General features: G+C 66.6%; 27 protein-coding genes and 1 other RNA gene. 8 read left to right on the top strand and 20 right to left on the bottom strand.

Annotated features, from left to right (window positions below; all coding sequences use genetic code 11):
- The first annotated feature begins 300 nt into the window (after positions 1-300).
- The 4 genes from AC3WMA_RS08770 (at position 301) to AC3WMA_RS08755 (ending at position 2,248) form a co-directional block, all read left to right on the top strand.
- Complete coding sequence (locus AC3WMA_RS08770) at positions 301-624, top strand: ArsR/SmtB family transcription factor (RefSeq protein WP_492285012.1); 324 nt, start codon at positions 301-303, stop codon at positions 622-624.
- A complete protein-coding gene (locus AC3WMA_RS08765; RefSeq protein ID WP_492285011.1) occupies positions 621-1,040 on the top strand; it encodes an SRPBCC family protein in 420 nt (139 codons plus the stop codon). Before AC3WMA_RS08770 ends, AC3WMA_RS08765 begins: the two co-directional genes overlap by 4 nt.
- A 40-nt stretch (positions 1,041-1,080) precedes the next feature.
- Positions 1,081-1,302 (top strand): hypothetical protein, encoded by a 222-nt coding sequence (locus AC3WMA_RS08760; protein WP_492285010.1) that lies wholly within the window; start codon positions 1,081-1,083, stop codon positions 1,300-1,302.
- Positions 1,303-1,447: 145 nt separating this feature from the next.
- The gene (locus AC3WMA_RS08755) at positions 1,448-2,248 is read left to right on the top strand and encodes an aldolase (protein ID WP_492285009.1); all 801 of its coding nucleotides are present in this window, start codon (positions 1,448-1,450) and stop codon (positions 2,246-2,248) included.
- An 82-nt stretch (positions 2,249-2,330) separates the two neighbouring features.
- Here AC3WMA_RS08755 and tolB read toward each other — a convergent pair whose 3' ends face one another.
- From tolB to ybgC, 11 genes are all read right to left on the bottom strand, one after another.
- Positions 2,331-3,668 carry a Tol-Pal system beta propeller repeat protein TolB gene (tolB, locus tag AC3WMA_RS08750; protein ID WP_492285008.1) on the bottom strand — a complete coding sequence of 446 codons (1,338 nt, stop codon included), beginning with the start codon at positions 3,666-3,668 and terminating at the stop codon, positions 2,331-2,333.
- A gap of 5 nt (positions 3,669-3,673) precedes the next feature.
- Positions 3,674-4,882 (bottom strand): cell envelope integrity protein TolA, encoded by a 1,209-nt coding sequence (gene tolA / locus AC3WMA_RS08745; protein ID WP_492285007.1) that lies wholly within the window; start codon positions 4,880-4,882, stop codon positions 3,674-3,676.
- A 34-nt stretch (positions 4,883-4,916) separates the two neighbouring features.
- Positions 4,917-5,360, bottom strand: coding sequence for a protein TolR (gene tolR, locus AC3WMA_RS08740; RefSeq protein WP_374678693.1), 444 nt, complete (start codon positions 5,358-5,360; stop codon positions 4,917-4,919).
- A gap of 17 nt (positions 5,361-5,377) precedes the next feature.
- Complete coding sequence (tolQ, locus tag AC3WMA_RS08735) at positions 5,378-6,088, bottom strand: protein TolQ (protein WP_492285006.1); 711 nt, start codon at positions 6,086-6,088, stop codon at positions 5,378-5,380.
- Between the two features lie 334 nt (positions 6,089-6,422).
- Positions 6,423-6,815, bottom strand: coding sequence for a VOC family protein (locus AC3WMA_RS08730; protein WP_492285005.1), 393 nt, complete (start codon positions 6,813-6,815; stop codon positions 6,423-6,425).
- A gap of 180 nt (positions 6,816-6,995) precedes the next feature.
- On the bottom strand, positions 6,996-7,280 hold the full coding sequence (locus AC3WMA_RS08725) for a hypothetical protein (RefSeq protein WP_492285004.1): 285 nt from the start codon (positions 7,278-7,280) through the stop codon (positions 6,996-6,998).
- 417 nt (positions 7,281-7,697) lie between these two features.
- Complete coding sequence (locus tag AC3WMA_RS08720; protein ID WP_492285003.1) at positions 7,698-7,958, bottom strand: hypothetical protein; 261 nt, start codon at positions 7,956-7,958, stop codon at positions 7,698-7,700.
- Between the two features lie 76 nt (positions 7,959-8,034).
- Positions 8,035-8,343 carry a hypothetical protein gene (locus tag AC3WMA_RS08715; RefSeq protein WP_492285002.1) on the bottom strand — a complete coding sequence of 103 codons (309 nt, stop codon included), beginning with the start codon at positions 8,341-8,343 and terminating at the stop codon, positions 8,035-8,037.
- Between the two features lie 285 nt (positions 8,344-8,628).
- Entirely contained in the window at positions 8,629-9,087 is a 459-nt protein-coding gene (locus AC3WMA_RS08710) for a DUF2852 domain-containing protein (protein WP_492285001.1), read from the bottom strand.
- A 93-nt stretch (positions 9,088-9,180) separates the two neighbouring features.
- On the bottom strand, positions 9,181-9,837 hold the full coding sequence (locus AC3WMA_RS08705) for a TetR/AcrR family transcriptional regulator (protein ID WP_492285000.1): 657 nt from the start codon (positions 9,835-9,837) through the stop codon (positions 9,181-9,183).
- 51 nt (positions 9,838-9,888) lie between these two features.
- Entirely contained in the window at positions 9,889-10,293 is a 405-nt protein-coding gene (gene ybgC / locus AC3WMA_RS08700) for a tol-pal system-associated acyl-CoA thioesterase (RefSeq protein ID WP_492284999.1), read from the bottom strand.
- Positions 10,294-10,419: 126 nt separating this feature from the next.
- Between ybgC and AC3WMA_RS08695 the strand changes: the two genes are divergently transcribed.
- Positions 10,420-10,932 (top strand): hypothetical protein, encoded by a 513-nt coding sequence (locus AC3WMA_RS08695; RefSeq protein ID WP_492284998.1) that lies wholly within the window; start codon positions 10,420-10,422, stop codon positions 10,930-10,932.
- A 24-nt stretch (positions 10,933-10,956) separates the two neighbouring features.
- Here the strand turns inward: AC3WMA_RS08695 and AC3WMA_RS08690 are convergent, their stop codons facing one another.
- The 5 genes from AC3WMA_RS08690 to ruvC form a co-directional block, all read right to left on the bottom strand.
- On the bottom strand, positions 10,957-11,487 hold the full coding sequence (locus tag AC3WMA_RS08690; protein WP_492284997.1) for a DUF3828 domain-containing protein: 531 nt from the start codon (positions 11,485-11,487) through the stop codon (positions 10,957-10,959).
- A gap of 89 nt (positions 11,488-11,576) precedes the next feature.
- On the bottom strand, positions 11,577-12,602 hold the full coding sequence (gene ruvB, locus AC3WMA_RS08685) for a Holliday junction branch migration DNA helicase RuvB (protein WP_492286076.1): 1,026 nt from the start codon (positions 12,600-12,602) through the stop codon (positions 11,577-11,579).
- A gap of 23 nt (positions 12,603-12,625) precedes the next feature.
- Positions 12,626-13,117 (bottom strand): GNAT family N-acetyltransferase, encoded by a 492-nt coding sequence (locus AC3WMA_RS08680; RefSeq protein ID WP_492284996.1) that lies wholly within the window; start codon positions 13,115-13,117, stop codon positions 12,626-12,628.
- Positions 13,114-13,731, bottom strand: coding sequence for a Holliday junction branch migration protein RuvA (gene ruvA, locus AC3WMA_RS08675; protein ID WP_492284995.1), 618 nt, complete (start codon positions 13,729-13,731; stop codon positions 13,114-13,116). The genes AC3WMA_RS08680 and ruvA overlap by 4 nt, the downstream gene beginning before the upstream one ends.
- A gap of 25 nt (positions 13,732-13,756) precedes the next feature.
- Entirely contained in the window at positions 13,757-14,272 is a 516-nt protein-coding gene (ruvC, locus tag AC3WMA_RS08670) for a crossover junction endodeoxyribonuclease RuvC (protein WP_492284994.1), read from the bottom strand.
- 163 nt (positions 14,273-14,435) lie between these two features.
- Between ruvC and AC3WMA_RS08665 the strand changes: the two genes are divergently transcribed.
- Complete coding sequence (locus AC3WMA_RS08665; RefSeq protein WP_492284993.1) at positions 14,436-15,215, top strand: TSUP family transporter; 780 nt, start codon at positions 14,436-14,438, stop codon at positions 15,213-15,215.
- Between the two features lie 102 nt (positions 15,216-15,317).
- Here the strand turns inward: AC3WMA_RS08665 and AC3WMA_RS08660 are convergent, their stop codons facing one another.
- The 4 genes from AC3WMA_RS08660 to ssrS form a co-directional block, all read right to left on the bottom strand.
- A complete protein-coding gene (locus AC3WMA_RS08660; protein ID WP_492284992.1) occupies positions 15,318-16,064 on the bottom strand; it encodes a YebC/PmpR family DNA-binding transcriptional regulator in 747 nt (248 codons plus the stop codon).
- A 101-nt stretch (positions 16,065-16,165) separates the two neighbouring features.
- The gene (locus tag AC3WMA_RS08655) at positions 16,166-16,990 is read right to left on the bottom strand and encodes a TIGR00282 family metallophosphoesterase (protein ID WP_492284991.1); all 825 of its coding nucleotides are present in this window, start codon (positions 16,988-16,990) and stop codon (positions 16,166-16,168) included.
- Positions 16,991-17,045: 55 nt separating this feature from the next.
- Entirely contained in the window at positions 17,046-17,633 is a 588-nt protein-coding gene (locus AC3WMA_RS08650) for a 5-formyltetrahydrofolate cyclo-ligase (protein ID WP_492284990.1), read from the bottom strand.
- Positions 17,634-17,639: 6 nt separating this feature from the next.
- A non-coding RNA gene (gene ssrS / locus AC3WMA_RS08645) (6S RNA) lies at positions 17,640-17,796 on the bottom strand.
- Between the two features lie 174 nt (positions 17,797-17,970).
- On the opposite strand from ssrS, the gene ybgF reads away from it, so the two are divergent.
- Both ybgF and tilS read left to right on the top strand, forming a co-directional pair.
- Complete coding sequence (ybgF, locus tag AC3WMA_RS08640) at positions 17,971-18,915, top strand: tol-pal system protein YbgF (protein ID WP_492284989.1); 945 nt, start codon at positions 17,971-17,973, stop codon at positions 18,913-18,915.
- Positions 18,912-19,967, top strand: a complete 1,056-nt coding sequence (tilS, locus tag AC3WMA_RS08635) for a tRNA lysidine(34) synthetase TilS (RefSeq protein WP_492284988.1) — start codon at positions 18,912-18,914, stop codon at positions 19,965-19,967. Before ybgF ends, tilS begins: the two co-directional genes overlap by 4 nt.
- Positions 19,968-20,030: the final 63 nt, after the last annotated feature.

Raw genomic sequence — 20,030 nt, 5'->3', positions numbered from 1 at the left:
CGCGATGCCTCATCAATGAAGTGTCAACCTAAACGAGACCTTGCCAAATCAGGGCGAAGTGGCGGCATTGCGGCTTATGGTTAACCAATTATGGCGAAAGATGTTTGCGGCACTGGCTGTTGCGTTGCGAACACAGGGATAGCCTGCGCTTCGGGCGGAAATGCGTCGCGGCTGTCGTCTCGTCCCGCTTCTATCGTGGTCCCTGCGCCTAAGGGCCAAAAGGAGCTGCGGTTTTCGGTTGACGAATTCATAGCTGGATGGTTATGGAATAATTCATAGCCACCTGGTTATGGATTTTCGATGCCCGACACACATGACCTGCTCTTCAAAACCCTGGCCGATCCGACCCGGCGCGGAATTTTCGAACGCCTGTGCAGTCAGGGCGAGCAGACGGTCGTGGCGCTGACGGCGCAGGCCGGCGTGTCGCAGCCGGCGGTCTCGAAGCATCTGGCCGTCCTGAAACAGGCCGGGCTGGTGCGGGACCGGCATCAGGGCCGCCAGACGCATTACAGCGCGCAGCTCGCGGCGCTCGCACCTCTCGCCGACTGGACGAACCGCATGGCCGGATACTGGGAAAGCCGGTTCGACGATCTCGAAGACCTGCTCAAGAGGATGGACCAATGACCGAAACCCGCTCCGTCATCGTCGAGCGCGAGATGCCCCATCCACCGGAAAAGCTCTGGCGGGCGCTGACCCAGCCCCATCTGATCGCGGAATGGCTGATGAAGAACGACTTCGTGCCGAGCGTCGGCCACCGCTTCAACCTGCGCGGCGACTGGGGTGGCGTGCTCGACTGCGAGGTGCTGACCGTCGAGCCCAATCGTTCGCTGTCCTATAGCTGGGACTTCGCGCATGACGACCCGGCCTTTGCCCTCAAGAGCGTGGTGACCTTCACGCTGACGCCGTCGCCCCGGGGCACGCATCTGCGCATGGAGCAGGTCGGGTTCCGGCCGGAGCAGAAGCAGGCCTTCGGCGGTGCCAAGGCGGGCTGGCAGCAGTTCTTCGCCAAGCTGGAAGAGGTCGCGGCGCGCGCCGGCTAGGGCAGCGCCTCACCTCTGCTTCTCACCAAAGGAGGTTTCCTTGATTTGGAACACTGCGATCCGGCAAGGCCATCGCTGGCTGTCGATCATCTTCACGACCACCGTGCTTGCGAATTTCGTCGCGATGGCGCGCGGCGAGCCGCCGGCCTGGATCGTCTACTCGCCCCTGCTGCCGCTCTTCCTGTTGATGTTCAGCGGGCTCTACCTGTTCATCCTGCCTTACGCCGCCAGGTGGCGTGATCGTCGCCGGCTCGCGGGGTAAGCTCAACTCTTCAGCCGGGCGCGAAAAAATCGCGCAAACGAGCAGCGGAATTGGAGCGCAACTTTCGCTGACACCGGTCTATCGTAGGGGACATGCGGCCCGATTACTGCCTCGGTCCGCCTTCCTGTTCCGACCGGAGATCGCGATGGCCCATTCCCTCAAGTCCGGCGCCGCGAGCGTGACGCCACTGCGTGGTCCGAACCAGCCCGATCTCGATTCCGAGATCGTCTGGGAAGCGCGCCGGGACCTCGCCGCGACTTTCCGGATGGCGGCGCGCTATGGCTTCGAGGAGGGCATCTGCAATCATTTCTCGGCGCTGGTGCCGGGCCATGACGACCTCTTCATCGTCAATCCCTATGGCTGGGCCTTCCGGGAGCTGACGGCCTCGAAGCTCCTGATCTGCGACTTCCACGGCAGTGTCGTTTCAGGCGAGGGGCAGCCGGAGGCGACGGCTTTCTACATCCATGCCCGCATCCACAAGAACATCCCGCGCGCCAAGGTCGCGTTCCATACGCATATGCCCTATGCGACGGCGCTCTCGATGACCGAAGGCGATCCGCTGATCTTCGCCGGCCAGACGGCGCTGAAGTTCTACGGCCGCACCGTCGTCGACCGCGACTATAACGGGCTGGCACTGGATGAGCGCGAGGGCGACCGCATCGCCGCTGCGGTCGGCGATGCCGATATCGTCTTCATGAAGCATCACGGCGTCATGGTGCTCGGGCCGAATATCGCCGAGGCCTGGGACGATCTCTACTATCTGGAGCGGGCCTGCGAGGTGCAGACGCTGGCGCTCTCGACGGGGCGGCAGGTCAAGCCGGTGAAACCCGAGATCGCCGAGGCGGCCTATCGCCAGATGCGCGAGGGCGATCCGGAATCGGGGCGCCTGCATCTCGCCTCGATCCGCCGGCAGCTCGACACCGAGGAGCCGGTCTATCGCGACTGAGCCGGCAGGATTGCCAAAGAAAAAGCCGCCCGGAACTGTCGGACGGCTTCGAAGAGAATGTGACTGACGAGCGCTTTCCGTCTCAGCGCTGGCCGCTGAGCAGGGGCGACCAGGTCGGGTCGGATGCGAAGGCCGGGGTCGGCACGGGCACTTCGACGCGGCCGGTGATGTCGACCATATAGAGCTTGCCGCCGGACTGGCCGCCGGGATCGCGGAAGAACATCAGGTACTGGCCGTTCGGCGCCCAGTTCGGGGCTTCGTTATGGAAGCCCTCGGTCAGGATGCGCTCGCCCGAGCCGTCCGGCCGCATCACGCCGATAGCAAAGCCGCCGCCGCCCTGACGGGTGAAGGCGATGAGGTCGCCGCGCGGCGACCACGAGGGCTGCGAATAGCGGCCCTGGCCGAAGGAGATGCGCTGGCCCTCGCCGCCGCCGGCAGGCATCACATAAAGCTGCTGCTGGCCGCCGCGATCGCTCTCGAAGACGATCCGCGAGCCGTCCGGCGCATAGGAAGGCGAGGTGTCGATCGCCGCCGTCGAGGTCAGGCGCGTGGTCGAGCGCGAGCCGATATCGATGGCGTAGAGATTGGCGTTGCCGCCCTGCTGCAGCGAGAGCACGACGCGCTGGCCGTTGGGCGCGAAGCGCGGGCTCGAGCTCATGTCGGGGAAGTTGCCGACGACCTGGCGCTGGCCGGTCTCGATGTTCAGGACCTGCACGCGCGGCTGCTCGCCCAGGCGCTGGGTCATGAAGGTGACGTCCTGCGAGACCGGCGAGTAGCGCGGCGTCACGACCGAGGTGTCGCCATTGGTGAGGTAGCGCACATTGGCGCCGTCCTGGTCCATGATGGCGAGGCGCTTGCGGCGCGTCTCCTTCGGGCCGGATTCGTCGACGAAGACGACGCGGGTGTCGAAGAAACCGCCGAGGCCAGTGACCTTCGAGAAGATCGCGTCCGAGATGATGTGGCCGACGCGGCGGGCATTGCTCGGGTCGGTGAAATATTGCTGGCCGTCGGTCTGGGTGCCGGTCGCGACGTCCCAGAGCCGGAACTCGGCGCGGATGCGGCCGGCATCGCGCGCGACGCGGCCGGTGACGAGGGCCTGCACGCCCGCCGCCTTCCAGGCGTCGAAGCGCGGGGCGGCGTCGAAGGGCGGGTTTGCTTCCGGGAAGCGGCCCTTGTCGACGGGCGTGAAGTAGCCGCAGCGCTTCAGGTTGTTGGTGATCACGCCGGAGACGAGCACGCCGCCCTCGCCGCCGAAATCGGCGATGGCGATCGGCATCGGCTGGAAGGCGCCGCCGCGCAGGTCGATGACGAGCTCGGCCTTGGCCGCGGCCGGCACGAGCAGTGCCGCGCCGGCGGTGGCGAGGAGGCGGCGGCGCGTCGGCGCGGCCGCGAGGAAGGGGAGGGGGCTTCTGTCGATCATCGGGGTCACATGACGTCCCTGGCGTCGAAATTGACGACGACATCGCGCCAGTCGTCGTAATAGGAGGCGAACTGAGCCGGGATGCGCAACGGCGCGCAGCGGCGGGTGGCGGTCAGCGCCGAATCGGCGGCGACCCGGAAGAGCGGATCCGCGGACGAGTTGATCACGCCGGGCTGGCCGATGAGCGAGCCGTCGGTGTTCAGCTTCATCCGCACGGAAGGCACGACATTGCCGCTGCCATGGGCGTTGGCGAGCGCGATCGGCACGTTCCAGCACTTCAGGAGCTGGTCCTGGATGATGCCGATGAGCTGGGCCCGGAGCGAGGGGCTGAGCTTCTGCGACGACCCGCGCTCGGTGCCGAGCGAGGCGGTGCGGTTGACCTGCGGCGCGGAGGAGCCGGAGGACTGCGCCTTCTCCTTCGACTGGAGCAGCTTGGCGATATCGCTGGCGTTGAAGTTCTTGGCGATCTCCGCCTCCTTCTTCGCCTTGGCCTCGGCTTCCTGCTTGGCCTTCGCTTCGGCCGCGATCTTCGCCTTCTGCTCGGCCTCGGCCTTCGCCTTGACGGCAGCCTCCGCCTTTTCCTTCGCGGCCTTCTCAGCTTCGGCCTTGGCGACAGCCTCGGCCTTGGCCTTCGCATCGGCGGCGCGCTTGGCGGCCTGGGCATCGGCTTCCGCCTTGGCCTTGGCGGCGGCCTTCGCCTCCTCCTCGGCCTTCTTTGCCTTGGAGGCGAGCTCGGCCTCCTCGGCGAGCTTGGCCAGTTCCTCGCGCTTCTGCTCGGCCTCACGCGCGGCGGCGGCCTCGCTCTTCTGCGGGGGCTGCTTGGCGGGCTCGGGCGGCTTGGCCTCGGGCTTCGGCTGCTCGACAGGGCGGGCCGGGGGCGGGGGCGCGACCGCGTTGTTCTCGGCGGTCTTCAATTCGGGCGGGCGCGAGGGCGGGGCCGGCGTGTCGGCCTTGGCCTCGCCTGCTTCCTTGCGCTCGACGGTTTCGGACTGGCGCTCGGCGCGCGGGGTCGGCTGGGCCTGGACCTTCTCGGCGCTGCGCTCGCCGCGCGTCACCTGGTTCAGCGCGCTGGGGTCGATCACCTCGACGGCGATCGCCTCCTCGTTATCCGGCAGCGGCGCAGGCGACGAGAACGCCAGCAGCCCCGCGACGAGGAACGTCGCGTGGCCGAGCGCCGACACCAGCATGCCAGGTTCGGAGGTCGAAAGCTTCACGCCCTTAACGTCCTTACTCTCTAACTATCAGCTCTCAGCGGCTCGGCTCGGTGACGAGCGCGACCCGCTTGAAGCCGGCGGCGGTGATGGTCGACATCACCGAGGCGACACGGCCGTAATCGACCTGCTTGTCGCCGCGAACATAGACGCGCTCGTCGAAGCCCTGCTTGGCCAGGCCCTGGAGCTTGGCGACGAGGTCGGGCTCGAGCGTCGGCTCGTCCTGCAGGAAGATCTGGCCCTTGCTGTCGATGGCGATGGTCAGAGGCTTCTGATCGACATTGATCGGCTTGGCGCCGGTCTGCGGCAGGTCGAGCGGGACGCCGGTCGCGATCAGCGGCGCGGCGACCATGAAGATGATGAGCAACACCAGCATGACGTCGATGAACGGCGTCATGTTGATCTCGGCGATGGCGCCATGGCGGCGTCCGCGCCGGCCCCGGCGGCCGGAACCGCCCTTTGCGCCTGAAGCGGCTGACATACCCATCGGTCAGGTCCTCACGCTGCCATGCGCTCGTCGATCTGCCGCGACAGGATCGCGGAGAACTCGTCGGCGAAGGCTTCGAGACGACCCTGGGCCTTGGAGACCTCGGCCTGGAGCTTGTTGTAGGCCATCAGCGCGGGGATGGCGGCGAAAAGGCCGATCGCGGTGGCGAAGAGCGCTTCGGCGATGCCGGGCGCGACGACCGCGAGCGAGGAATTCTTGGAGACCGCGATCGCGGTGAACGAGGTCATGATGCCCCAGACCGTACCGAACAGGCCGATGAAGGGCGCGGCCGAGGCGATGGTCGAGAGCACGAGCAGCCCCGATTCCAGCCGTTCCGTCTCACGCTGGATGGTGACGTCGAGCACCTTGTCGATGCGCTGGGGGAGACTGGCGACCGAGCGCCCGCCATTCTCGAAGGAACGCTTCCACTCGCGCATCGCCGCGACGAAGACGGCGGCCATGTCGTTGACCGGCTTGCTGGCGAGGTCGCGATAGAGCTCCTCGAGCGAGCGGCCGGACCAGAACACCTCCTCGAAGGCGTCCATGTCCTTGCGCGTGCGCCGATAGAGCAGGGTCTTGTCGACGATGATCGACCAGCACCAGACCGAAGCGCCGAGCAGGCCGATCATGACCAGCTTGACGACGATGTGTGCGTGCCAGAACAGCGTCCAGAACGACATGTCGATCTGCGGCGCGGCCTGCGCGACGTCGGCGGGGTTCATCCTGTCATCCTTCTCAACCCAGGCGGTACGGCCGATGCTGGAGGCTTCAAGGCTCCAGCCCCGGCCCAAACCCCGCCGCTTGCGTCGCGGGAGACCCACGCCGCCGCCCGATCCGCGATCCGGGGAAATGCCGTATCCCTCCAATCGCGCGTGAATCCGGCGAAAGATGGGCCGAAACGGGGTTTCCCACGGAACGCATGCTCCAGACCGAGTTAAGCATCCGGCAAGGTTAATGTGGGGTATACGCCGGAGATGCGGCGCGGGCGCGACGGCGGAAAAAGCCGCGGGCGTCTTTCACGAGCGGATCTAGGCGGGGGCGCTTTTCGGCAGGTGGTCAGTATTCCGCGTAGATCTCGATGATCGTCGCTTCGGGATCGCGGAAGAACAGGGTGCGGTGTCGCCAGGCGGGAATGTCGGTCGGCGGCCGCAGGATCGGCACGCCCGCAGCGATCAGCTCCTCATGGCAGCGCTCGAACGCGGCGAGCGGCACGCGGAAGGCGAGCTGGACCGGCGCCGATGCGGGCGGGATCGGCCCATCGTCGCAGACCGGCCAGACCCCGCGCGGGCGCAGGGCGAGGAAGCTCGCGCCGACGCGGAAATCGACCCAGGTCTCGCGGTCGGTCTCGATGGGGAAGCGCATGATATCGCGATAGAAGGCGCGCGTCTCGGCCATGCGATCGCAGAGTATGACGGTGTAGTCGAGATTGCGGATGTCGCGCAGGCTCATGGGGGCGGTTTCGTCGTGCTGTTGGGGGCAGCATCGTAGATCGGCGGACGCGCGATGTCTGCTGACGCCTCTTAGCTGACGTTGTTCAAAACGAAAAATCCTCACCGAATGGGCATGACGGGGCAAGATGGCGGTGTTCGGGGCCCGGCAGCCCTTCTCAGCCGCAGGAAACCCAATGTGTCAGTCAGTGATGTTTCGCATTTTGCTCGCGATATCGTTCAAGGCACCGGTGATTGGATTATGGCCGTTATTTTGCCGCCCAAATGAACGGGTTTTCCCTGGCACGGCGACCTGTCCTTCGCCAATGACGCGTTCGCGACCGTCGCTACCCTTCACGCGATACTGGGGCTCGCCATTCATGCGCGTCGGCAGAAGTCGGGTGACAGCGTAGGTGCCGGTGGCATTCTGGTCATGAAAGCCAAATGCCAGGCTGACTCGGTCTCCGACCTTGAAAAGATGCGACATGTCTCGCTCCTCGATTTGAAAGCCCCCTGCAGCCGAGAGCGAGCTGAACGTCCTTTGGAAAGGCCGAGGCGGGAACTCGAGCCGTCAATGGATCGTCGGAAAGTGGAGCTGCGTTCCCGCTATCAAGCTTGGTAAGCCAGTCTTCGCGATTTGAGCGGTGAACTCGGCCATTGCCGCTTCATCCGTCGCAAATTCAGATAGCCAGATGGTCCAGCTGCCGTCGGTGTGGACAAGCTCGAGCGTCCATCCGTCAGACTAGGCCAGCTGATAAATCTCCACCTGCACCGTGACGCCGGCCTGGTAGAAACTCCTGCAAAGCGGAGACCGCTTCGTTCCGTTATCATCCATCTGAATTCACAGCTGCGCTCCCTTTGTGAAGGCGAGTGCAGCAAGGGCTCGCTCGGGCACAGGACGCTTTCAAGCCACCCTGTCCAGCTGCGGCAACGGGCGCCCGACCACCGTCATGTACCGGTCAGTCCAGTTGGTTACTGCGAGTTCCACTGCTGTGCCGCCCTCGCAATGAAGGAGGACCTTGTAGGAAAACTCGCTGGGATCGGTGTGCTCCGTTTCGACAATCAGATACCCGACCCAATGATGCTCCTGATGAGAGCCAAACTGGTACGTGACAGGCAGCGTCCGACCGCTTCGCAAGGTGACTGAACCAATTCCGTTGAGCATGGTGAGTTTCTCCGGCTGGAGGCGCCCACGGCTCCGCCCAGCGGGGTTTACGCCTGAGGCTGCTGTGAGCCGAGCCTTAAGACTTGACCGCGAGCGGCCGGCCTGAACGGCGGCCAAAGCGCCCCTTGGCTCGAGAGATGAGTTGGCCGAGGTCCGTTGCAAACCGGATATGACGCTCGGAGTGGCTGACGACATGCGCAACGAACGCATTGCCCTCGCCCAAGGCGATTTTAATGGGCTTGAGGAAAGTGCTCTGATCGATTGACCGGATGTTGCCAATAAGAATGCCGCGGCAGCCGCTAGCTGCGTGGGAACGCAAAAGGCAATAACCGACAAGAAGATCCGTACCGTCGCGCAGGATCAACCTGCCGTGGCCGGGTTGCATAATTCTCTCGATTATGATTGCCGGCCGAAATGCTCGGGCGGGAGGGCGGTGCGCAAAGGCAGCACTGCTCATACAAGGCGCCTCAATTACACGAATAGCAAGAAGTAATTGCGATTATTGGAGGCGGTACGCTCCAAGGTGGCATAATGCCGGTCAGCGTTCGCTCCCGATCCATGGCTGACCTTCGAAGCGAGGGCGCTTGATCCCAGTGATCCCGAAAGAAAAAACCCGCCTCGAAGGATCGAGGCGGGCTGGATGATGTCCCGATGATGGGCAGGGCCGTTCTCAGGCCGCGTCGGGCTGCGCCGGGGTGTTGGCCGGCGGGTTGTTGCGGCGCTCGGTCATGAACTGATCGAATTCGGCCTTGTCGCGGGCCATGCGCAGGCGGCCCAGGAAGTCGTGGAATTCGCGCTGCTCGTCCTCGAGGCGACGCAGCGTCTCCGCGCGGTACTCGTCGAAGGCGCGGTTGCCGCTGGAGGGGCCGCCGCGGCCCCAGCCGCCGAAGCCGCTGCCGAAGCCGCCTTCGCGGCCGGCCATGCGCTCGCGCAGGCGGTCCATCTTGCCCTGCAGGCGGCTCATCCGGTGTTCGTACCGGTCCCCGGCATATCCACAACCCATGCGTCGACTCCAGAAAAGAAAGGCCAGGGTCGCCAGACCCAACGGCCAGAACAGGATGAAGCCGAGAACCGCGAAGGCGATCCAGGCACCCTTTCCATATTCGTCCAGCTTCTCGACGATCGGCATTGCTCCCTCACTGAACCAGCGTGAATGTAAATCACATTTACATAGATGCGCCTGACCCTGCCGCTTGTCAAGAAGTGGGCTCGGCAAAAAGAATCAGCCGGACGTGGAGGGGCCGTTGCGGCCGATGCCCAGGCCCTGGAGGTAGATCAGCATGCCGGCCTCCAGCAGCTCCGCGGCCGACATCGGCAGGGGCCGGCGCCCGCCATCGGCGCGGCCGAACAGGGCGGCGACGCCATGCGACATCGCCCAGACATGCAGGGCCATCATCAGGGCCGGGGGGCGCTTGCCCTGCGGCAATTGCGCGATCAGCGCTTCGGAGGCCTGGCGCAAGCCGGCGAAGGCGCGGTCGGCGGCGGCGCGCAGTTCCTGACTGGCGTCGAGCGGCACGCCGGCCTCGAACATCGCCGAGTAATAGGCGGGCTCGTCATGGGCGAAGGCGAGATAGGCGCGCCCCAGCCGGTGGAAGGCGGTCTCGGGATCGGGCCGGCCCTGGTCCCAGGCGTGCGACAAAGCCGCCTCGAAAGCCTGGAAGCCACGGGCCGCGACATCGGCCAGGAGTTCGTCGCGGTCGCGGAAATGGCGATAGGGCGCGGCCGGGCTGACGCCTGCCATGCGCGCGGCCTCGGCGAAGGTGAAACCGTTCGGACCCTTCTCGCCGATCAGCCCGAGGGCGGCCTTCACCAGCTCCTCCTTGAGGTTGCCATGGTGATAGCCGCGGGGTGTCTCGGGGCGGTCGCGCTTCCAGCTCATGTAAGGAGCGCTAACATGCGGGTGGGGCTGCGTCGACTGTCGCGGAGGTTCTCAGTCGTCGAGCATCAGGCGCTTGCGCAAGCCGTCGGGGATGCGGCGGGCACGTCCGCCGCCGACGCAGGCGACCTTGACCGCGGCGGTGATCAGCACCTCCTCGCCGCGCAGCACGCGCTGTTCGAGGTCCATGGTGGCGCCCCGCGCCTCGACCGAGCGGGTCTCGACGGTCAGCAAGTCATCCATCACGGCCGGTCGCAGGAAGTCGATGGTCATCTTGCGCACGGCGAAGCCGAGCGCCGTCTCGCCGTCGAAGAGTTCGCGCTGTTCGACGCCGAGCGCGCGGATCAGTTCCGTGCGGCCGCGCTCCATGAAACGCAGATAGGAGGCGTGGTAGACGACGCCGGAGAAATCGGTGTCCTCGTAATAGACGCGGACCTCGAGGCGATGGACCCTGCTCATGGCGCTCCGGAGCGGTTCAAAATGGCTGCGGCTGCATAAACCAGGAGGTATGGCTTCGGAAAGGCTGGAACTGCTTTGCCGGCGGGACGTTGCCCGTTGCGTGATCACAGCAAGGGAGGATCCGTCATGGCGCAATCCAGCAAGGCGACCGCGAGGCTGCTCGACAAGGCCGAGGCCGATCTCGTCGCCCGGACCCATCGCAGCGCGATCGGGGCTCTTCCGGACGATGAGCTGCGCGATCTGGCCAGCAAGCTGCGCGAGCGCCGCGACAAGGCCCGCGACGGCGCGCGGCGTCAGAAGCGCGAGATGCGCGGCAAGGCCGAGCCGAAGGGTGCTAGGGCCGCGACCGACAATACCGGCACGAAGGCGAAGGCCGATGCGCTGACGGCCGCGCTGAAGCGCGTCGGCGCCGAGCGCACGCGTCGCGAGGAGAAGGCCAAGTTGCCGAGCCAGCGCAGCCTCGCTCGGAAGGCGCTCGCCCTCAAACAGCGCCAGCTCGCGGCCGAGAGGCCTGCCAGCCGCACGGCCGGCAAGGGCATGCGGCCGGTCGAGAATCCGAAGGCGGTGAAATCAGGTGCGCTGAACGATGCCGGCGCGCGACCGGCGATGATGCGCTCGAAGATCGCGCGTCAGTCCTAACAAAGTATCCGGCCCTGCAGGCGCTCAGCGCTTGCAGGGCTTGTTCATGAAGGAGCCGCAGTCATAGGGCTTCGACAGCTCGTCGCGGACCGAATAGGCCTTGCCCTCGAAGCTGTTGACGATGTCGTCGATGCGCCAGCCGCCGCCTTCCTCGACCATGCGGAAGCGCACCGTGACCGGCTGCTTGAAGCTGCGGAAGGCGGCGCTCACCAGCGCCCGGCCGTTCGCGGGCTTCTCGGTGACCGTGATCTTGAGATTCTTCACCTCGCCATCCTGGCCGTTGATGAAGGGGTCGGCGCCGATATGGCCCATCTCGCCGGCCTCGTCCTGATAGAGATCGTCGCGGGCGAAGAGAGCGGCGAAGTCTTTGCTCATCAGCTTGTTGCGATGTGGCGGGCGCCAGGGTGGCTCGCCCGAGGCGGCCAGCGTCTTAATCGTGATCTCATAGGCGTCCTTGACCGGCCCGTCCGGGGTGGTGTCGGCGGCGATTGCCGCGCCGACGGTCAGCAGGCCGAGAGCGAGAGCAGTCGATGCGGCGAAGTGGGTGGCGGACATGGGCGGACTCCGAAAGCGACCGATCCGATGCGATCAAGCGCGAAGGACGCAATGCCTGCGTCCTTCGTAAGCGGGACGATAACCCGGTCCTATTCGCCGTCCTCATCGCTGCCGAACAGCCCGAACTGCGCCGTCTCGCGCGAGGGCTCGGGCATGCCGAGATGGCGGAAGGCATGGGGCGTCAGCAGGCGCCCGCGCGGGGTGCGCTGGATGAAGCCCTGCTGGAGCAGGAAGGGCTCGATGATCTCCTCGATCGCGTCGCGCGGCTCGGAGAGCGAGGCGGCGATGGTCTCGATCCCGACCGGGCCGCCGCCGAAATTGATCGCGACGGTAGTGAGATAGCGCCGGTCCATCTGGTCGAGGCCGATGGCGTCGACATCGAGCAGGGAGAGCGCCTTGTCGGCGACCTTGCGGGTGACGATCGGGTCGCCGTCGACGATGGCGAAGTCGCGCACGCGGCGCAGCAGGCGCCCGGCGATGCGCGGCGTGCCGCGGGAGCGCTTGGCGATCTCGTTGGCGCCGTCGTCGGACATCGGCACGCCGAGCACGCGGGCGCCGCGCGCGACGATGCCCTGCAATTCCTCGACCGTGTAGAATTGCAGCCGGATCGGGATGCCGAAGCGGTCGCGCAGCGGTGTCGTCAGGAGGCCGGCGCGGGTCGTGGCGCCGACGAGGGTGAATTTGGGCAGGTCGATCTTGACCGAGCGCGCCGCCGGGCCTTCGCCGATGATCAGGTCGAGCTGATAATCTTCCATCGCCGGATAGAGGATTTCCTCCACGGCCGGGTTCAGACGGTGGATCTCGTCGATGAAGAGCACGTCGCGCTCTTCGAGATTGGTGAGCTGGGCGGCGAGGTCGCCGGCCTTGGCGATGACCGGGCCGGAGGTCGAGCGGAAATTGACGCCGAGCTCGCGCGACACGATCTGTGCCAGCGTCGTTTTGCCGAGGCCGGGCGGGCCGACGAAGAGGACATGGTCGAGCGCGTCGCCACGGCTCTTGGCGGCGTTGATGAAGACCTGGAGATTGGCGCGCGCTGCAGCCTGGCCGGTGAAATCGGACAGCGACAGCGGACGCAGCGAGGTTTCGCTGTCGTCATCGCGGCGTTCGGCCGTCATCAGACCGGAGCGTTTGGGTTCGCTCACAGCGCGATCTCCAGCTCGATGGCGTCGTGGATCGGAATGTCCTTGTACCCCGTCTTGATGATATCAGGTACGACCGAGCGGTAGTGGTCGATCGCCTCGATATAAAGCCCCGAGAGGCGAAAGCCGCGGCGCTGGTAGAAGGTCATGCCGGGCATGTTGTCATTGGTCAGCATGGCCTTGAGCTTTTTTGCGCCGGCCTTGCGTGCGGCGAAGATGACGGCGTCGAGCATCTGGATGGCGACGCCTTCGCCCGGCTTCAGCGAATGCAGCGCGCAGAGATAGGCGCTGTCGCCCCGCACGGTCCAGCTTGCCAGCGCCGCCGTCTTGCCCGAGCCGTCGAACAGGCCGAGCGCGTCGATCTCGGCGACGTCGTAGACGTGCAGATCGATCATCATGCTGTGCGAGCCCCAGCTCGCCAGCATGATGCGGCAAAGCTCGGTCTTGTCGGTGACGACGCGCAGTTGAAGCTCGTCGGGCGCTTCGCTCACTTCGCCAGTTCCTTCAGGCCCAGCTTGATGAGCTGGGCCGTGCCGGCCCCATCGCCGGCGGCCTTGGCCGCAGCCGCAACCGCTGCCACCGCCTGCGCCTGAGGATAGCCGAGATTGGCGAGCGCCGACACGGCGTCTGCGATCGGTTGAGGCAGCTTGCGGTCTTCGAGCGCGCCGGCGAGCTGGGTGACGCCCGGATCGATATGGCCGAAGGCCGGGGCCTTGTCCTTGAGCTCGGCGCAGAGGCGCTGTGCCAGCTTGGGGCCGACGCCGGGCGCGCGGGCGATCGCAGCCTTGTCGTTGGTGGCGATGGCGGTGGCGAGCGCGCCCGGATCCAGCGTCGAGAGGATGGCGAGCGCGACCTTGGCGCCGACGCCCTGCACGACCTGCATCAGGCGGAACCAGTCGCGCTCATTGTCAGACATGAAGCCGTAGAGGCGGATCGCATCCTCGCGGACATGGGTCTCGATCGAGAGCGCGGCCGCCTCGCCCGGCTGGGGCAGGCGCTGGAGGGTGCGCGCCGAGCACTGCACGACATAGCCGACCCCCTGCACGTCGATGATGACGTGGTCCTCGCCATAGGAATCGATCAGGCCCTTGAGCTTGCCGATCATAGTCTCGTTCCCCCGGCCGTCTCGTTCAACCCGCCGCTCGCATCTGCGCGACCAGCGCCTTCATGCCGCGATGCTGGGCATGGCAGATCGCGACGGCAAGTGCGTCCGCGGCATCGGCCGAGGAGGTCTCGGCCTTGGGCAGGAGCACGCGGATCATCGCCTGGACCTGCTTCTTGTCGGCATGGCCGACGCCGACCACGGTCTTCTTGACGAGGTTGGCGGCATATTCCGCGACATCGAGCCCGGCGAGCGCCGGCACGACCAGCGCGATGCCACGGGCCTGCCCGAGCTTCAGCGCCGATTGCGGGTCGCGGTTGATGAAGGTCTCCTCGACGGCGGCCTCATGCGGGCGATGCGCGGCGAGGACCTTGTTCAGGCCTTCGTGCAATTGCCGCAGGCGCTGGCCGAGCGACAGGGCGCCGTCGCTCTCGATGCAGCCGCAGGCGACGAAGGAGAGCTTGCTGCCTTCCGAGATCACGATGCCCCAGCCGGTTTTCCGGAGGCCGGGATCGATGCCGAGGATGCGAATCGGAGGTGCCATGACGGGCTCAACCTAGCGGATGTTTCGGATTTGTCCCGCGCCGAGACGGGCGATGGGACAGGGCGGGATGAATTCCCCTGATCGATGACATCAAAAAGGAAAGTTGTTCTTGCTGCCGGCCCGCGGGCATGGTTCGCCACATCTTTCTTCTCCAGCCGGCTCCATGTCCTCGATCCTGTCTTCCTTCATGCCGGGCGTCTCGGCCTCCGGCATCGCCGTCCTGCTGGCCGCGACGCTGCTCGGCGGGCTCGTGCGCGGCTTCACCGGCTTCGGTTTCGCCATGGTGTTCATGCCGCTGGCCTCGGTCGTGTTGGGGCCGGTCGCGGCGCTCGGCCTGATCTGGTTCATCGACCTGCCTTATGCGCTGCCGATCGCGGCGCGCAGCGCCCGGCAGGCGGAATGGCGCGAGATCCTGCCGCTGCTGCTGACCGCGACGCTGGCGCTGCCGGCCGGCATCTGGCTGCTGATCTGGCTCGACCGCGAGACGATGCGCTGGGTGCTGGCCTTGCTCGTGCTGATCGCGGTCGCGCTGATGGCGTCGGGCTGGCGCTATCACGGGCGGCCGACGATCCCGCTTTCGCTCGGGGTCGGGGCGCTGTCCGGTCTGTTCAACGGCATGGCCTCGATCGGCGGCATGCCGCTCGCGGTGTTCTGGCTCGGCGCGCAGCGCAACGACCGGCACAAGACGCGGGCCAACCTGCAGGCCTTTTTCGGCGTCTCGACGCTGATCAGCGGCGCGGTGCTGTGGTGGAAGGGGATTCTGACCGGCGGCGCCCTGCTGATGGCGGTGCCGCTTTTCGCGGTCTACGGCGTCGGGCTCTGGGCCGGAACGCATGGCTTCCGGCTGGCCTCGGAGGAGACGTTCCGGCGCGGGGCCTATCTGGTGATTTTTCTCAGCGCGCTGATCAGCCTGCCGCTCTGGGACGTGGTGATCGGGCGGTAAGAGACGTCGCGGGCATCCGCGTTCTCGACGCCGTATCGAGGTTGCAAAGACGCAAATGGCCGGGACGAGCCCGGCCATGATGCAGAAGGCGCTGGCTTCGGCTCAGGCGCTGAGCTTGGCCATGATGTCGTCGGCGATCTCGAAATTGGCGAAGACGTTCTGGACGTCGTCATCGTTGTCGAGCGCTTCCATCAATTTCATCATCGAGGCGGCCTTGTCCTCGTCGAGCGGAGCTGAAGTCGTCGGGCGCCAGACGGGCTTCGCCGAGGCCGGAGCACCCAGCGAAGCTTCGAGCGCCTTGGAGACCTCGTTCAGCGCGTCGAAGGCGCAGAGGATGGTGTGGCCGTTCTCGTCGGAGATCACGTCGTCGGCGCCGGCTTCGATCGCGGCTTCCATCACCTTGTCGGCGTCGCCTGCCTCGGGCGGATAGCTGATCTCGCCGACGCGGTTGAACATGAAGGAGACGGAGTTGCTCTCGCCCAGCGCACCGCCCGACTTGGTGAAGTAGGAGCGCACGGCGGAGGCGGTGCGATTGCGGTTGTCGGTCAGCGCCTCGACGATGACGGCGGCGCCGCCCGGGCCGTAGCCCTCGTAGCGGACCTCGTCATAGTTGTCGCCTTCGCCGCCGGCCGCCTTGTTGATGGCGCGCTGGATATTGTCTTTCGGCATGTTCTCGGCGCGCGCGGCGAGCACCGCCATGCGCAGGCGCGGGTTCATGTTGATGTCAGGCATGCCCATCTTGGCGGCGACGGTGATTTCGCGGGCCAGTTTCGAGAACAGCTTGGAACGCACGGCATCCTGCTTGCCCTTGCGGTGCATGATGTTCTTGAACTGTGAATGGCCGGCCATGGGAGCTCGTTACCTTCGAGGGTTGCGGCGGAAAGCGCTGGAAGCCGGCCTTATAGGCGCCGGCTCCGCCCGCGCGCAAGCGCTGCGCGGGTTGGAAAGCGTCAGGAAATCCAGGCCTCCGGCACGGCCTGGCTGAGATGCGGGCCGACGCGCACGGCCCAGACCGCTTTGGCCAGGCCGGTGGCATCGTCGATATCGACCGCGACGCCGGAGAGCGTGCCTTCGCCTGTGGCAGGCTCCAGCCGTGCGCCCGGCACCTTCTGCAGGAAGCGGCGCACTGGCTCGTCCTTCTGCATGCCGAGCACGGAATCATAGTCGCCGCACATGCCGGCATCGGATTGATAAGCTGTGCCGGCCGGAAGGATGCGCGTGTCGGAGGTCGGTGCATGGGTATGTGTGCCGACGACGAGGCTGGCGCGGCCGTCGAGGAAATAGCCCATGGCCTGCTTCTCGCTGGTCGCTTCGGCATGGACGTCGACGATGACGGCGTCCGCCACTTCGCCGAGCGGGCAGGCGGAGAGCTCGCGCTCGACTGCGGCGAAGGGATCGTCGAGCGCGTCCATGAACAGCCGGCCCATGACGTTGACGACGAGGACGCGGGCGCCGTTGCGGGCCTCGATCACGGTCGCGCCGCGGCCGGGCGTACCGGGCGGATAGTTGGCCGGGCGGATCAGCCGGTCCTGCCGGGCGATGAAGACGAGGGCCTCGCGCTGGTCCCAGGAATGGTTGCCGAGCGTCACGACATCGGCGCCGGCGGCGAGGATCTCGTCGCAGATCGCCTCGGTGATGCCGAAGCCGCCGGCCGAGTTCTCGCCGTTGATAATGACGCAGTCGAGCTTCCAGGCCTCGCGCAGGGCGGGCAGCCGCTCCTGAACCGCAATCCGGCCGGGACGGCCGACGATGTCACCGAGGAAGAGAAGGCGCATGAAACAGACTCGAAAACCGCGAAGGCTTTCTCCCTCGCGCGAAGGCGCGCGGGAATCAACCGCAACGAAGGGTTTCGCGCTCGGTCACGATCCAGTCGAGGCGCCGGTCATGCGGCTCGTCCGGCACGGCGTCGATCTCCTGCGCGGCGTAGCCGATGCCGATGCTGACGGTTGGCCCGAGCTCCGTCAGCACCCGGTCGTAGTAGCCCTTGCCGTAACCGATGCGGTAGCCGCGCCGGTCGAAGGCGGCGAGCGGCACGAGCAGGATCGTGGGCTTCAGCTCCGCCTGGCCGGGCGCGGGAACGAGCGTGCCGAAGCCGCCGGGCACGATCGGTTCATAGGGCGCCCAGCGCCGGAAGATCATGCGCTTGTCGACGATAGCCGGCAGGCAGAGCGGCAGGCCGCGCTCATGCAGGGCTTCGAGGATCGGGCGGGGATCGGCCTCCGAGCGCATCGGCCAATAGGCCGAGACGGGGCTGGTGCTGCCCTTCCAGACTGGGAGGGCAAGGGCGTGGGCGGCGATCTCCGCATCCCATTCCAGCCGATTGTCGAGATCGAGCCCGTCGCGGCGGGCCAGCGCTTCCGCGCGGAGGGCCGCTTTGCGCGGGGAGGGCGGAGCGTGCGTGTCGGACGTCATCGTCATGAAGGTTGCGGAGCCACCTCGGCCGTGGAGTTTTGAATCCCGGGACACCTACAGAAGTAGGTGGGCGCCGTGTGTCCGGATCCAGGGACCCGGTCAGGGACAGCTCCCTAGGGAGTCGTATGGGCCCGGGGAATGCTGTCTCGCACGCACCAGGCAGCCCCGCTCCGCCAATGTAGGGTCGTCGCCGGCAAAGCGCCAGTGGTTCTTTATGCGTTTGCCCTAGGTTTGCACATGGCGCGCCGTCTGATCAGGCCCGCCATGAAAATGTTCATATTTTGGCCGTGGTGAGCTGATGGTATAGAGACGCGCGCGACATGTACGGAAACCGGTCTCAACGATGCTTCGTTCTCTCCTAGCCCGCCATCTCTCCCGTCCGGGACTGGCCGCTTTGGCGCTCTCCGCTGCGTTGGCCGGCGGCGTTGTGCCGGCCACGGCGCAGGACGCGGCCGATCTGCTGGTCCGCACGACGCGGCTGGAAAACCAGCTGCGCCAGATGTCCGGCCAGATCGAGCAGCTCCAGTTCGAGAATCGCAGGCTCTCCGAGCAACTCCGCAAATTCCAGGAAGACGTCGATTTCCGCCTGAGCGAAAAGGGCGGTGGCGGGCGTCCGAGCACGGCGGCTCCCGGCCCGACGGGCGCGCCGCCTGCCGGCGGAGCGCCGCAGCGTCAGCGCCGCGGCGACGCCTTCGACCCGACGATGCAGCAGGGTGCCGCCGGGGCGCCCCAGCAGCTCGGCGGCGGCGGCGCGATCGCCGGCATCATCGAGGATGATTATGCCGGCGGCCCGGCCACGGGCCAGCCGCTGGACCTGCAAGGTGTCGGCCGCCCGGTGCCGCAGGGCGGGTTGCCGCAGGACAGGCCGCGCGGCGCGAGTGTCGCCGCCGCGAGCGGCCCGCAAAGCGCCAAGGATGCCTACGACCTCGCCTTCGCCTCGCTGCAGCGCAAGGAATACGAGCAGGCCGAGATGGGTTTCCGCCAGTTCCTGCAGAGCTATCCACGCGACCGGCAGGCGGTCGATGCGACCTATTGGCTCGGCGAGAGCTATCTCCAGCGCCAGCGCTATCGCGAGGCGGCCGAGCAGTTCCTGAAGATCTCGCGGGAATCGCCGAAGGCGGCCAAGGCGCCGGACAGCCTGCTCAAGCTCGGCATGTCCCTGAATGGGCTCGGCGCCAAGGAACAGGCCTGCGCCACCTATGCCAAGGTCGGCGTCGACTATCCCAGCGCCTCCAACACGGTGCGCCAGGGTATCGTTCGAGAACGCCGCCGCTCCGGCTGCGCTTGAGCGCGGCCCCGATCGCAGACGACATCGCGCCGGTCTCGCTCGTCGAGGCCGGCGCTGCTTTTGAAGGGCTGTCGGGTGAGGCCGCACTGCTTGTCGCCGTGTCCGGTGGGCCGGATTCGGTAGCGCTGCTGGCGCTGTTGGCCGCTTGGGCTCAGCTGCCCGGTCGCCCGGCTCTCCATGCTGCGACGGTCGATCACGGGTTGCGCCGGGAATCCGCCGAGGAGGCTACCGCTGTCGCGGGCCTCTGCGCCAAGCTCGGCGTTGGCCATGCGACCCTGCGCTGGGAAGGGGCCAAGCCGGCAAGCGGCGTACAGGCCGAGGCCCGGCGCGCCCGCTATGCCCTGCTCGCCAACGAAGCGCGGCGGCTCGGCGGTGCGGCACTGGTCACGGCCCATACGCTCGACGACCAGGCCGAGACGATGCTGATGCGGCTCGCCCATGGCTCCGGCCCTTCCGGGCTCGTCGGGATGCGGGAGCGGAGCGAGGTCGATGGGGTTCCGCTGGCAAGGCCATTGCTCGGTATCCCCAAGGCGCGCCTCGTCGCGACGGCAGAAGCACGCGGGTTGTCTTTCGTCCGTGATCCCAGCAATCGCGACCAGCGGTTCGAGCGGGTGCGCTGGCGGGAGGTGATGCCGGTACTGGCGGAGCAGGGGCTGACGGCAGAGCGGCTGGGGCGGCTTGCCGAGCGCATGGCGCGACTGGACGAGGCCGCCGCGCATCGTGCCAGCAAGATTCTCGCAGAGGTCGTGCTGCCGAACGAGGCAACGGGGGGGCGTCTGCGTCTGAATTTTTCAGCGCTTGTCTTCGAACCGGAAGAGATCGTGCTGCGGGTACTGTCGCTGGCGCTCGATAGGGCCATGCCGGGAAGTGAAGGCTACGGCCGGCTGGAGCGGCTGGAGGCCTGCGGGGCAGCTTTGATGGAGGCGGCCCGCGCCGGTTCGACCTTGCGGCGGACCTTGTCGGGCTGCATTCTCTCGCTCGGCCGCGACGGAGTCCTGGCGCTGCAAATCGAGCCCCCTCGCAGACGCGGTGTTCACCCTTCGGCGTCATAGTGCCGCCACGCCATTGCTTTCCCTTGGCAAGGACGTATGCGACACCTAAATTGATCATCGGGA

Source organism: Allobosea sp. FW305-C-101 (genome assembly GCF_058783685.1).
This window is presented reverse-complemented; position numbering and strand designations above follow the sequence as displayed.

What these genes read in the sequence shown, in the direction of transcription:
- AC3WMA_RS08770 (WP_492285012.1), top strand. Translation starts at nt 301, where the DNA reads ATGCCCGACACACATGACCTGCTCTTCAAAACCCTGGCCGATCCGACC.
- AC3WMA_RS08765 (WP_492285011.1), top strand. Translation starts at nt 621, where the DNA reads ATGACCGAAACCCGCTCCGTCATCGTCGAGCGCGAGATGCCCCATCCA.
- AC3WMA_RS08755 (WP_492285009.1), top strand. Translation starts at nt 1,448, where the DNA reads ATGGCCCATTCCCTCAAGTCCGGCGCCGCGAGCGTGACGCCACTGCGT.
- tolB (WP_492285008.1), bottom strand. Translation starts at nt 3,668, where the DNA reads ATGATCGACAGAAGCCCCCTCCCCTTCCTCGCGGCCGCGCCGACGCGC.
- tolR (WP_374678693.1), bottom strand. Translation starts at nt 5,360, where the DNA reads ATGTCAGCCGCTTCAGGCGCAAAGGGCGGTTCCGGCCGCCGGGGCCGG.
- tolQ (WP_492285006.1), bottom strand. Translation starts at nt 6,088, where the DNA reads ATGAACCCCGCCGACGTCGCGCAGGCCGCGCCGCAGATCGACATGTCG.
- AC3WMA_RS08730 (WP_492285005.1), bottom strand. Translation starts at nt 6,815, where the DNA reads ATGAGCCTGCGCGACATCCGCAATCTCGACTACACCGTCATACTCTGC.
- AC3WMA_RS08725 (WP_492285004.1), bottom strand. Translation starts at nt 7,280, where the DNA reads ATGTCGCATCTTTTCAAGGTCGGAGACCGAGTCAGCCTGGCATTTGGC.
- AC3WMA_RS08720 (WP_492285003.1), bottom strand. Translation starts at nt 7,958, where the DNA reads ATGCTCAACGGAATTGGTTCAGTCACCTTGCGAAGCGGTCGGACGCTG.
- AC3WMA_RS08715 (WP_492285002.1), bottom strand. Translation starts at nt 8,343, where the DNA reads ATGCAACCCGGCCACGGCAGGTTGATCCTGCGCGACGGTACGGATCTT.
- AC3WMA_RS08710 (WP_492285001.1), bottom strand. Translation starts at nt 9,087, where the DNA reads ATGCCGATCGTCGAGAAGCTGGACGAATATGGAAAGGGTGCCTGGATC.
- AC3WMA_RS08705 (WP_492285000.1), bottom strand. Translation starts at nt 9,837, where the DNA reads ATGAGCTGGAAGCGCGACCGCCCCGAGACACCCCGCGGCTATCACCAT.
- ybgC (WP_492284999.1), bottom strand. Translation starts at nt 10,293, where the DNA reads ATGAGCAGGGTCCATCGCCTCGAGGTCCGCGTCTATTACGAGGACACC.
- AC3WMA_RS08695 (WP_492284998.1), top strand. Translation starts at nt 10,420, where the DNA reads ATGGCGCAATCCAGCAAGGCGACCGCGAGGCTGCTCGACAAGGCCGAG.
- AC3WMA_RS08690 (WP_492284997.1), bottom strand. Translation starts at nt 11,487, where the DNA reads ATGTCCGCCACCCACTTCGCCGCATCGACTGCTCTCGCTCTCGGCCTG.
- ruvB (WP_492286076.1), bottom strand. Translation starts at nt 12,602, where the DNA reads ATGACGGCCGAACGCCGCGATGACGACAGCGAAACCTCGCTGCGTCCG.
- ruvA (WP_492284995.1), bottom strand. Translation starts at nt 13,731, where the DNA reads ATGATCGGCAAGCTCAAGGGCCTGATCGATTCCTATGGCGAGGACCAC.
- ruvC (WP_492284994.1), bottom strand. Translation starts at nt 14,272, where the DNA reads ATGGCACCTCCGATTCGCATCCTCGGCATCGATCCCGGCCTCCGGAAA.
- AC3WMA_RS08665 (WP_492284993.1), top strand. Translation starts at nt 14,436, where the DNA reads ATGTCCTCGATCCTGTCTTCCTTCATGCCGGGCGTCTCGGCCTCCGGC.
- AC3WMA_RS08660 (WP_492284992.1), bottom strand. Translation starts at nt 16,064, where the DNA reads ATGGCCGGCCATTCACAGTTCAAGAACATCATGCACCGCAAGGGCAAG.
- AC3WMA_RS08655 (WP_492284991.1), bottom strand. Translation starts at nt 16,990, where the DNA reads ATGCGCCTTCTCTTCCTCGGTGACATCGTCGGCCGTCCCGGCCGGATT.
- AC3WMA_RS08650 (WP_492284990.1), bottom strand. Translation starts at nt 17,633, where the DNA reads ATGACGATGACGTCCGACACGCACGCTCCGCCCTCCCCGCGCAAAGCG.
- ybgF (WP_492284989.1), top strand. Translation starts at nt 17,971, where the DNA reads ATGCTTCGTTCTCTCCTAGCCCGCCATCTCTCCCGTCCGGGACTGGCC.